Annotated in this window: 9 protein-coding genes; 6 read left to right on the top strand and 3 right to left on the bottom strand. The window is 45.6% G+C overall.

Annotation, left to right across the window (positions count from 1 at the left end; translation table 11 throughout):
* Complete coding sequence (locus ABIE50_RS04835; RefSeq protein WP_209855310.1) at positions 1-2,508, bottom strand: DUF5686 family protein; 2,508 nt, start codon at positions 2,506-2,508, stop codon at positions 1-3.
* Between the two features lie 135 nt (positions 2,509-2,643).
* Between ABIE50_RS04835 and ABIE50_RS04840 the strand changes: the two genes are divergently transcribed.
* The 5 genes from ABIE50_RS04840 to ABIE50_RS04860 are packed head-to-tail and all read left to right on the top strand — an operon-like array spanning position 2,644 to position 6,016.
* On the top strand, positions 2,644-3,282 hold the full coding sequence (locus tag ABIE50_RS04840; protein WP_142684210.1) for a hypothetical protein: 639 nt from the start codon (positions 2,644-2,646) through the stop codon (positions 3,280-3,282).
* A gap of 8 nt (positions 3,283-3,290) precedes the next feature.
* Positions 3,291-3,587, top strand: coding sequence for a winged helix-turn-helix domain-containing protein (locus tag ABIE50_RS04845; RefSeq protein ID WP_142684209.1), 297 nt, complete (start codon positions 3,291-3,293; stop codon positions 3,585-3,587).
* 54 nt (positions 3,588-3,641) lie between these two features.
* Complete coding sequence (gene creD, locus ABIE50_RS04850; RefSeq protein WP_209855309.1) at positions 3,642-4,955, top strand: cell envelope integrity protein CreD; 1,314 nt, start codon at positions 3,642-3,644, stop codon at positions 4,953-4,955.
* 8 nt (positions 4,956-4,963) lie between these two features.
* On the top strand, positions 4,964-5,326 hold the full coding sequence (locus tag ABIE50_RS04855; RefSeq protein ID WP_142684207.1) for a diacylglycerol kinase family protein: 363 nt from the start codon (positions 4,964-4,966) through the stop codon (positions 5,324-5,326).
* Between the two features lie 18 nt (positions 5,327-5,344).
* On the top strand, positions 5,345-6,016 hold the full coding sequence (locus tag ABIE50_RS04860) for a DUF1361 domain-containing protein (protein WP_142684206.1): 672 nt from the start codon (positions 5,345-5,347) through the stop codon (positions 6,014-6,016).
* 251 nt (positions 6,017-6,267) lie between these two features.
* On the opposite strand, the gene ABIE50_RS04865 is transcribed toward ABIE50_RS04860, so the two are convergent.
* Positions 6,268-9,672 carry a hypothetical protein gene (locus tag ABIE50_RS04865; protein WP_209855307.1) on the bottom strand — a complete coding sequence of 1,135 codons (3,405 nt, stop codon included), beginning with the start codon at positions 9,670-9,672 and terminating at the stop codon, positions 6,268-6,270.
* Between the two features lie 61 nt (positions 9,673-9,733).
* On the opposite strand from ABIE50_RS04865, the gene ABIE50_RS04870 reads away from it, so the two are divergent.
* Entirely contained in the window at positions 9,734-10,372 is a 639-nt protein-coding gene (locus tag ABIE50_RS04870) for an MBL fold metallo-hydrolase (protein WP_209855305.1), read from the top strand.
* Between the two features lie 4 nt (positions 10,373-10,376).
* Here the strand turns inward: ABIE50_RS04870 and ABIE50_RS04875 are convergent, their stop codons facing one another.
* Positions 10,377-11,912: an oligosaccharide flippase family protein gene (locus ABIE50_RS04875; RefSeq protein ID WP_209855303.1), complete on the bottom strand. Its 1,536-nt coding sequence runs from the start codon at positions 11,910-11,912 to the stop codon at positions 10,377-10,379.
* Positions 11,913-11,976: the final 64 nt, after the last annotated feature.

The raw sequence follows: 11,976 nt of genomic DNA on the forward strand, positions 1-11,976 counted from the left end.
TTAAAACTGTAATTTGAAACTACCGAATACACCAAAACGTTTGTTGGCAGGTTCTCCCGGTGTTACATCCGGTGTTACTCTCCAGATAAAATCTACCCGGAGGAATTTAAAGATATTTTCTATACCGGTACCCAGCTCCAGGTAAGGATCGCCCTGTAAGGTTTTGAAAGCAAAGCCGTTGTTGAGGTTCAGCTGTTTGTTGGATTCAGACAATGAGCCTATCACCCCTTTGGCGGTCCAGAATTGCCGCCACTTCAGCTTTTTAATCAGCGGGATATAACCAAAAATACCATTGCCAATGGTATGTTCCACATTAAATCCTGCGTATTGATCACTGATGAATTCGAAGCGGTTCATCATGTTGAATGCATATTTGTTGTAGTAGTAAATTTCGTTACCCGGATGCACTTCGAGCGAAGTATAAGGCACAGTACCAAAAATTTTACCACCAAAAACATTATAGTAAAAGGAGCCGAAAGGCGGCAGTTTAACATAGTCCGATACACTGAGTGAAACACGCTGATATTTTTGCCCGCTGTTGGCAATACCGGGTATGCCGGCAGCTAATTTCAGCTCGGCAATAGGGTATTTACTGCCAAGACTGATCCGGTAATAATTTCCTTCCAGGAACTGTTCGTGGAAAGCATAACGGAATTTTACTTCTACTTCCGTATTGGTCAGCGGATCACGCCCATCGGGCGCTTTGGGATAAAACGCAGCAGTAGGAAGCGGTTCAAACGGCCTTACCTGTTTATGCGTCAGCGAAATCTGGTGGGAGAAGCCGCTGTAATATTCCTTGAAGAACTCAAAACGTTTTTCATCTACCATTAAAAATTTTTGTGGCACGCCACTTTTACGGATGGCCAGGGTAAAGATATTATCTGTACCTACTTCATCATAGTAGTGAGTGCCATTGTCGAGGTCTTTGGTATAAGACGCATACAGGTAAGTACGCGGATGTCTTTTCAGCAGCCAGAGGGCCGACATTTTACCTTTATACACATGATCCGAGAATCCATAGGCCAGGTAGCCATACAGGTAAAGATCCTTGTTGAACTTGGGAGTGGTGCCGAGGTCCAGCCGCAACCGGAATCCTTCCAGCCTGTTTTGAGAGAACAGGTAATAGTAAGGTCCCCATTCAATAGGCCCAAAAGGTTTATAGCCGGTGGCCAGGAAGCGGATGGTATTGGAATAACTGCGGAAAAGCGGCATTTTCTGGAGAGTATCCACCATTTTGTAAATGCCTTCTTCGTTTTTGCTGAGATTTTCCGGGCGGTTATCCATCCAGAAATCATCTTTCCTTGCCCTTGCACTATCCAGCACTACTACATTCTCAGGATATTTTTTATTACTGAAGATGTTGGTGGCAGCGGTATCGTTCGTAATTACATCGTCGTAAGTCGTGGTTTTACGACCTATGAAGTCGAACGTTTTACCGGGCTTAGGGCTCGGAGCCCAGAAATCGGCGATGAATTTATCTTTATAGAGGAACCAGGAACTGTCTGGCAGTTGCCGGAATTCCTGTACCATACTGATTTTGCGGACAAAGTTGATATTGGCGTCCCGGGGTACCGACAGCGTGGTTTTCTGCACAGCATAGGTAGTATCATGTACCCATATATCGCCAATAAAAGTATTCTCCCCTTTACGTTTAGGCGTGAAGTTTAGTTTGATGAAACGCTGGTTATTTACATACTGCGTATCAGCAATGGAGTAATCGTAATAGAACGCGCCGTTATGGTGAATAGGGCTTACAAACTGTTTATCAAATACCGGGATGAAATTGTCGTAGATATTTACATTCTGGTACATCCCTCCCAGGAATTTGGTAACGCTTTCATTATCTATACCCGATGTGCGTGCAGCTTTGATTATTTCCTTTGTTTTACGGGGGCTCGACTGGAAGTAGTAGTCCGATAATGATTCCGTAAGGAAAATAGGTAGAAAGGGTTTGTCTTCAGACGTGCTGTCTATATTATCGAGAATAAACGCAAATGGTTTGGTGAAGCGGTTTTTGCCGAGTTTCTCCTTGTTGAGATTCTTCATATCCAGCTCCAGCTTATTATACACCTCGTATTTGTAGTTGTCGAGGCGATTGTAATTATTCTCCGGTTTATGCTTAATGATCTGTTTCAGAAGGATGAGCGCCCAGTTTACGTTCGCTTTTACCTCGTATGTTTTCAGGGAAACATCTGAGCGGGTTACCTCGAAGTTGATGACCTGTTCCTTTTGTTCTTTGTTCACCGGCAGTTTAAGGATGTTGTATCCCATTACCCTAACCAGCAATGAATCTGATGGGATAACATTTAGTTCGAACAGGTATTTCCCTTCCGCATTGCTAACCATACCTGTTTGGGTATGCACAAACTGAAGAGTGGCGAACGGAATGATTTCCTGTGAGTGCGCGTCTCTGACCACTCCACTTACCTTGTACTGCTGCGCCATCAAACCCGAACCCCAACCGCTTACGCCGATGATTATTGCTAATATTCTTTTCCAGCCAACCATATCTGACAACAATATTATAGTATTTATCGCTATTCTGGACAGATGGTATCCTATAGGTAACGCAGTTATAACAAAAAATTATATTTTGTGATTCAAATTTTTCTGTTAGCTTTGTAGTGCAAAGTACTTTTTTGTATGACAGACCAACAACATCTGGAGGCATTAACGGATATCAAGCGGATGATGGAGCGCAGCAGCCGTTTCATTTCGCTAAGCGGGTTAAGCGGCATTTCTGCCGGCGTCTGTGGCCTGATCGGCGCATTTATTGCCAACACCTGGCTGAATGAATATTATTTCCAGTGGAATTCCACCGGGGTGCATAGCCATTCAGATTTCATGGAGCTGAAATTCCGTTTAATCGTTTTGGGATTCTCTGTATTGGCAGCTGCGCTTATTGGGGGCACTTTTTTTACCTGGCGGAAAGCGAGGAAAAATAATTTGCCCATCTGGGATCTGACATCAAGGAAAGTGCTGATCAATACAGCGATCCCTTTGGCTGCAGGCGGTGCGTTTATAGCGGGTTTGTTATATAATCACCTGGAAGTGCTGGTAGCTCCCACCTGTCTGGTGTTTTACGGATTGGCAATTATTAATGCCAGTAAGTATACTTTGCCGGACGTGAAGTACCTGGGGATCTGTGAAGCAATTCTTGGTATACTTAATCTTTTCTATTTGAGGCAGGGGCTTTATTTTTGGGCCATAGGTTTCGGTTTACTACACATCATTTATGGAGCCCTGATGTGGTGGAAATATGAACGGAAAGGGACAGTTTAATCAATCGCATGAACCCGATAGGTAACTTAAATAAGATTTTCGAGAGCCGTATACGCCTGGGCGTTATGAGTGTATTGATGGTGAACGAGGAAGTTAATTTCAACGATCTTAAACAGATGCTGGAAGTAACGGATGGTAACCTGGCGTCGCATCTCAGTACGCTGGAGGAAAACGGATATCTCAAAGTGCATAAAGGTTTTATTGGCCGCAAAACCAATACTACCTATGCTATTACCGCGGCAGGCGAGAAGGCGTTTAAAGGCCATCTCGCTGCACTTGAACATATGATCCGATTCACTAAATAAATTTTTTTTGTCTTATTACTTTGAAACACAAAGTACTTTCTAAAAACAAAAAACATGGAACCTTCAACAAACGACTCCCCTTCTTTCTTTGACCGTTACGCCTACGCTATTAAAGCGGTTATCATTTTTGTACTGATGCTGGTGTTACTTATTCCAGCTACTTTAATTCAGAACATTATCTGGGAACGCCGCGACCGGCAAAATGAGGCTACCCAGGAAATCAGCAGCCGCTGGGGCGGTGAACAGAATATTACGGGACCTGTGCTCGCCATTCCGTATAAGGGAAAAAGCAGCTATGTGTATCTTCTGCCGGAAAACCTGAAGATAAATGGGGAGCTGCTGCCGGAGAAACTGCACCGCGGTATTTTTAACGTAGCGGTATACAATGCCAGGCTGCAACTCAGCGGCGCGTTCAACAGCAATGAGCTGTTAGCCCTCAATCTCCCTCCTTCCGCCCTGGATTGGGAACATGCATCGCTGCTCATTGGTATCAGCGATCTGCGGGGCATTGGCAACCAGGTGCAAATGATGTGGAATGGTAAGAACCATGCGTTTAATCCTGGCCTGGTGAGTAACGACCTGTTTGATAACGGTATTCAAACACCGGTATCCATTACTCCCGGCGACACCGGCGCCCTGGGTGGTAATTTCTCGCTGGAACTGGGAATAAAAGGCTCCGGCCGGATCAGCTTCTCTCCCATTGGTAAAACCACCACAGTAGGCATTAATTCCAGCTGGACCGACCCGGCATTTGATGAGGCTTTTCCTCCTAAAACCCGCAGGGTAGATGATAAAGGCTTTGCTGCCACCTGGCAGATACAGCACCTGAACCGCAACTATCCCCAAAGCTGGGAAGGCAAAAAATTCAATATTCATTCCGCTGATTTCGGGATCAGGTTATTTATGCCGGCAGAAAGCTACCAGATGTCTATGCGCGCAGTAAAGTATGCTATTATGATCATTGGGTTAACCTTTTTTGTCTTCTATTTTATTGAGTTATCACAGCGCCGCGCCCTTCATCCATTGCAGTATGCCCTCATCGGGCTGGCCCTTGTTATTTTTTACACCCTGCTCATCTCTATTTCAGAACAAATTAACTTTACTATGGCTTACCTGATTGCGAGTGCGCTTACAATAGGTCTGATTATTGCATATACGGCAGCTGCCTTTAAAAGCATTCGTATTGCATCGGGCATCGGGGCTACACTTACTATCCTTTATGGATTCATTTATGTGATTATCAGTGCAGAAGATCAGGCGTTGCTGATGGGAAGCTTAGGACTCTTTATTATCCTGGCCCTGATCATGTACTTCAGTACTACTATCAAATGGGATAAGTTAGGACAAAAGAACACCAATATCCAATAAAAACTAACATGGGAAATTCATATATCAGCAAACGGTTGGCCAGTTTCGGATACGCATTTAATGGTATTGCCGCTTTTTTGCGCAGCGAGCCACATGCACGTATTCACGCCCTGGCTACCATAGTGGTGGTGGCAGCCGGTTGCTGGTATAAAATAGCAACGCCGGAATGGATCTGGATCATCCTCGCCATTACACTGGTGTGGATCACAGAAATGATGAATACAGTGATAGAAAAAATAATGGACCACCTTTCGCCGCAATTGCATCCTAAAGTGAAATTCATAAAGGATGTAGCTGCCGGCGCTGTACTGGTAGCGGCCATTGCTGCCGCTATTATAGGGGCTGTCGTGTTTATTCCCTATATTTTTTAATTATCTAAAAGTAACCATATGCAATTGAAGAGAACCATCCGTTTATTACAACACCGTATAGGCCGGTCGCGGCACCAATACACCCTGTATACTTCTGTGCTGTTCAGTTTGGCGTTGCTGTTTTTCCGTGTAATGCATACCGGCAGTTATTTGCGGGTATCCCTGATCTGGAATCTTTTTCTTGCCTTTATTCCTTTTGCTATTACCGGCTGGATGGAGAAGCACCCGGAACAGGTAAAGAACCGTTACAACTGGTACGGCTGCTTCATTGTGTGGCTGCTGTTTATTCCCAACGCCCCTTACATACTCACGGACCTGTTCCACCTGTTTGATGGTGGCGTGCCATTATGGTTCGACCTGTTCGTCATTTTTTCTTTTGCCTGGAACGGCATGATGTTCGGGTACATGTCTATCCGCAGCATGGAAAAAATGTGGAGTAACCGTCATAGCCGCTGGCCGGCATGGCTGTTTACCTTCCCGGTGATGTTCCTCTGCGGAATGGGCGTATATATAGGCAGGTATTTACGTTACAACAGCTGGGATATTGTGAAAGACCCGCTCACCCTGCTGGGCGATATGAGGGATATTTTCCTGCACCCGGTGGAAAACCGGCATGCGTGGGCTTTCACTATCTGTATGGGAATATTCCTGAGCTTAATGTACCCGCTGGTTAAAAAGCAGCATGCGTAGGTAGCGCCTTCGGCGCTTGTAAATTGTCTTGGAGCAGGATTACGCTGATTATACTGATTTCATTGATTTTTCTTTTTGATTTTATAAAATGATTAAGGGAGATAGAAGTGAATACCTACTTCTATCTCCCTTAATTTTTAAAATCGAATATGGTCAATCCAAAATAAAAATCAAAAAATAAAAATCAATGAAATCAGTATAATCAGCGTAATCCTGCTCCAAGACAATTTAAACCGCCGAAGGCGGTACGCTTAGAAATCAACCCCCATACCGAAGTACCAGATCGGGCTGCCTCTGAAAAACGCTACAGCAGGCCAGCCTGCATCAGCGCGGAGGAAGTAGCCGGCAATAGTGGTACGTGCACCAAAACCATAACCACCTACAAACGGCCCAAGGAATCCTTCTTTAATACGGGTGGTGATACCCTGTCCATCGTCATAAGTAGTATAGTTGGCGTCTTTAAAGCTCAGCTTTTTATTCCATGCGGTGCCGATGTCAACAAAGGAAGTTACCTGGAAATTACGCAGGAAAGCAGAGTTGATGGGTTTGTCGATGAATGTGGCAAACACCGGTAAACGGAGCTCTGTGTTCAGCAACATCACGTTATTACCGTTTCTTGCATTCTGCTTGTAACCACGCAGGTTACCGGCAAGGGTCTGGAAAGCATAGTTTTCACTGAGATTTACAGGGTTCCTGGTATTGATCTGCGGATTCAGCCAGTTATCGATACCTCCCAGGTAATACAGCAGCTTACGGGTTCCCCACGACATATCCATGGCAAAGCGGGTGGCCCATATAAAGTTGCGGTAAATTTTGGTATAGTGGCGGATATCCACTCCCATGTTATAGGTAAACCTTCCCTGTGCAGCTGCAGAAAGACCGGGGTTGAACAGCTCGTTCAGCCCTCCGTTGGTGAGCTGCGCATTTGTTTCTCCATAAATTTTATAACGGGTACCATTCCAGATATTAATCGCCGGGTTAATAGTGTTGTCGTACACATACTCCAGGCGCATTAAAGCATAGGTTTCTTTGTAATCCTTGTTTATCAGGGATGGTTTATCTACTGCCTGCATCACCAGCTTATCTGTACGTATACCGGCAGATAAGCGGATGCTTCTCACCTGGTCAAAAGGATACCTCATTTCTCCCTGGTAGATGTTGGTGATCATCTTGGCAGGAATAAAAGCGGAGTCATTGCCAAACTGGTCGCGGATAGAAAACCCGTTATTCTTATCCACTTTACGGTAGTAGGTGAATTTATAATCGAAGCGTTTCTTCAGGTAACTGGCCGAAAAGAAATACTCGGAGCCCTGAAGGGACGACGGAATACGGAAGCCCCCATTGAATTTCAGGTCTTCAAATAAGTCGCTTACACCAATGCGGATCAATCCGTTCACCGGGTCGGTAAGGCGGATAGGGCCGCTCGGCGGACCTGTAAATGGTTGGTATTTATTTATCAGGATAGAGTTGTCCAGTTGCAGGATCAGGTAATCGGAGGCAAATTTGAATTTATAAGGGAACAGTTTCGATTTTTTAAGGATCGATTCATCCTCCTTTCTTTTTTCAAACAGCGCAGGTTCATTTGCAGTAATGGCGGTGGAAGTATCTGCCGGCTCATTACCAAATTCGTTCTGGAAGAAATTAGGATGCGTAGACGTATCTTTCGTTGGAGCCAGGTAGGTTGGCAGGCCTAAACGTAAACTGTCTGCATGCATCTGAGCCCTTCTGAAATTGGTGTTTTTTGCCGTTATATTCCTTTTTTTCAACACCACGGTGTCTACTTTCAGCTTCATCAGGCGTTTGATATCTGCGTACTGCACCACTTCTGATACTTCCCCTTTTTCACCGGTAATCCTTGATTCCTGGATACCATAGGGGTAGTTGGAGATAGGGAAAGTGTAGGTAGAGTCTTTCGTGATGGTCACCGCTTCTACAGAATCGGGGGCTGTGGAGCCATAGGCTGCCAGGGCGGAATCCAGTTCTTCCTGGTCAGGGTTATGGAGTATTTCAGAGCCCACATAGAAAAGGGAATCCACGCCGTCGGCCTGCGATTTGAAGAAACCGGCGTAACGGTTACGGATACCGTTGGCATCAGAAACAAAGGTAAAGTGAGTGGTATTGTATTGCATAGGCAGTTTGGCATTGCCATACTGCAGGTCGGTCAGCTGGGTGATCTGTTTCTCAGAGCTTTTGTTCCAGTTGTCGACCATGAATATATTGAATGGCTTGTTCATCAGCGAGGTATCGCTTCCTCTTCCTTTAGGACCTGGCCTGTTGGAGGAGTAGAGGATACCGCTTTTGCCGGGGAATGCGGCAAATGACGGATCCAGGTCATCATACACATCGTTGGTGATCTGCTCTGTTTTGGAATTGCTGATGTTGTAGGTAAAGATATCTGTATGCCCGTTTTTCACAGCAGAAAGCAACAGGGTGTTTTCTTGTACCGGCATGTATTTAAAGTCTATGACCCGGTCGAACTGGGGCAGCTCCTGGCGTATAGTCGTACGGGTAATGAGGTCATAGATCATCAGTTTGGTTTTGCCTTCATGTTCATACACCACGGCCAGCCGGTTACCTTTTGTGTTCCACGCCATCTGCGGGTAGTTGGGATCTACCTGGTTAGCCAGTTGCATTACGCCGCTGTGCAGCAATACTTTGGGTTTGTTCCAGCCAAGCTGGATCTGTACCCTGTATACGCCTTTTTTGAACTGGACTACGGCGTAGGAATTATTTTTAGGATTAGGGTTGAACCGGTAATAATCAGCTTTGGGCGTAATTTCCTGGGCTACAATAGTGCGGCCTTTGGCGGAAGTCTTCCTTCTGCGGTTATCTTCCTGGAATCTTTTCTGGTAAAAAACGAAGAAATCCCTGGTGGCATTTTTGGGGGTTTTGTTCAGCACCTGCTCAAATCCCTTTTTCAGCCCGCGGTTGATGCGGGTGATATACATCAGGTAAGGCACGGCATCTTTTCCGTATTTGCTTTCCACGTAGTACCAGAATGCCTGGCCTGCCAGGAGGGTATGGTCATAGGCAAGGGCGTTGAAGTTGCTGTATTTGCCAGACATGATGATGAGCTTCAGTTCTTCATCCTGTTTGGCGGTCCAGTTTTCAGCCGCATAACCAATAAAGCCGTCTGTGAACCATTTTGGGAAGTCGATCAGCGCTGCATTACCGGCAAATTCGCCGATATCTTCCCCAAATAGCAGTGTTTCCAGCATAATACGGGCAATTCCCTGCCGGATCTGGCGGCGGAGGTTCTCGTGGTTGCCATCAAAATAAACGATCATTTTATTGCCCACCAGTTTGGTGACCCCTCCTGTATTCTGCCAGTCTACGCCAATCCCGATGTTGGACTGCTTCATTTCCCCGAAAGAGTTGTAAACCACAATATTAATACGCTGCCTGGGGTTTGATTCCATGAACTGTTCCAGCTGGGGTAATTCCTTTTCGGCTACCTGTGCCGCATACTTACCGAGTTCCAGCCCGTTCTGGGCGAAATAGGTGTTGAAATGGCGGCTCTGATAGTATCTCCATTTAAAATTCTTGAACTGCACACGATTTTGTCCGAATTCTACTGTATTGGTCTGGGCCTGGGATACTATCGTTCCAAGTAATAGGGTACCGTGGAATAATAACCTGGTAATAAATCTGTTCATACAGAAAGTATTGATAATATTGTGATCTGTTTTAAAATTAGCCTAAAAAAATCGGGTTACAATGATTGAAATACAACAATTCACTTTTGGTCCCATACAAGAAAACACTTTCCTGCTTATTAACGGAAAAAAGGAATGTATAATTATAGACCCAGGGTGTTATTTTCAGGACGAAAGAAAAGAATTATTACAATATATACAAACGCAGGGATTAAATGTTATAAGATTATTGAATACGCACTGCCACTTTGATCATATATTCGGTAATAAACTGGTATCGGATACGTATAAAGTGCGGCCTGAGTTTCATGAGCTGGAACAGCCTGTACTGGATAATTCCCAGCGGGCGGCAGGGATGTATAACATCCCGTTTGATCCTTCCCCGGAAGCGGGCCGTTACCTGGCAGAGGGGGAAAAGATCCTTTTCGGTACCGATGAACTAACGGTATTGTTTACCCCTGGCCATTCTCCGGGGAGTGTAGCCTTTTACTGCCCGGGTCAGCATTTCGTGATTGGAGGTGATGTGTTGTTTTACCAGAGCATTGGCCGTACGGATCTCCCGGGCGGTAATCATGCTACCCTGCTGAAAACTATCCGGGAACAGTTGTTTGTATTACCGGATGAGGTAAGGGTATTCCCTGGCCACGGACCGGCCACCACTATAGGTTTTGAGAAAAAACACAACCCCTTCCTGGTGTAGTGGCTTATACTTTAATAAACTTCCCGATCACCGGTAACCGGGCAAACTCCTTCTTCTCCATACGGAAAATAAACCAGGCGTAAGCAGCAAAGAAAGCCGTTGCCACTGCGAGGGGAAGGGGCCTGAGGGCATATATATCTTTAGGCGACAGCACTGTCGCATTGAGCCAGCTGAACAGGTAGTAAATGCCGGTGGCCAGTCCTATGTAGGTAATTAATTTGGGAAGATGATAAGGGATCGGGTAATACTTCTGCCCCAGTACATAGCAAATCACCATCTGTATAAAATAGCATACCATGGTGGCCAGCGCAGCGCCATAGTATCCCATTACCGGGATCCACCAGTAGTTGAGCAGGAAGGCCAGCACGGCAGTGATGATGGTGATCACCGCGCCTGTTTTGGTGCGGTCGGTAAGCTTAAACCAGATAGTAAGATTGTAATAAATACCCAGGAACATGTTGGCCAGCAGCAATACCGGTACAATACGCATGCCCTGGTAATAGAAGGGCACCCGCAGGAACGCCTTCCATATATTCAGGTAAAGGCTTACAAACAGGAACATAAAGCAAAGCATGATCACAAACAGCTTCATGATCCGTGCATACATTTTCCTGGGATCCCCGCTTTCTGCCTGTTTAAAGAAAAAAGGCTCCGCCCCTAACCGGAATGCCTGTATGAACATGGTGATCAGGATAGCCAGTTTATAATTGGCGCTGTAAAGGGCAATAACCTCTTTTTTTGCCTCCATGTCATTGCCGGGCAGGAACTGGGGTAAAAACCAGGCCCTGTCGAATGTTTCATTTACCATGCCCGCCATGCCCACTATGATCAGCGGAAGGGCGTAATGCATCATCTGTTTCCATAACCCGGCATCAAATTTCCATTCGATTTTGCGGATCTGGGGCAGGAATAACACCAGCGTGAGGGCGCTGCCCAGCATGTTGCTCAGGTAAATATAACCCGTCTGATCGCTGCCGCTTTGCAGGTCCGGCAACCAGTGATGCCCCGCAGCATATAGTTTGGGACAGATCACCAGGAAGAAAATATTGAAAAAGATAGTAGTAACTATACCGGCTATACGAATTGCGGCATACCTCATGGGCCGCCCCTCCAGTCTCAATTGTGCAAAAGGAATGGCTGTGAGCGCATCAAACCCCATCAGGAGCACTACATAAGTGTAATAGGTAGGATGTCCGTTGAGCCCCGCCAGTTCCCCGGCGTAGGAATTAATGACCGGCGATCGCAACAGCAACAGCAAAATGGTAATGCTGATGGTGGAAAGCAACAGGGAAATGGTGGAAGTGCCCAGCACATGTGCCTGGTTCTCTTTTTTTGCAAAACGGAAGAAAGCCGTTTCCATACCATAGGTGAGCACAATATTGGCAAACGGGATATAGGCATATACATTGGACATCTCCCCGAAAGAGGCACGGGTTAAGATGGTCAGATAAAAGGGCGTAAGGAAATAATTGAGCAGTTTGCTCACTATATTACTTAATCCGTAAAATATCGTTTGTCCTGCCAGGTTCTTGATACTCAATTCCCAAAATATTTTGTCGCAAATTACGAATTACGGATTACGAATTGCGGATTAATGGAAGAAA

Origin of the sequence: Chitinophaga sp. OAE865, assembly GCF_040546735.1 — a bacterium.
GTDB classification, from domain to species: domain Bacteria; phylum Bacteroidota; class Bacteroidia; order Chitinophagales; family Chitinophagaceae; genus Chitinophaga; species Chitinophaga polysaccharea_A.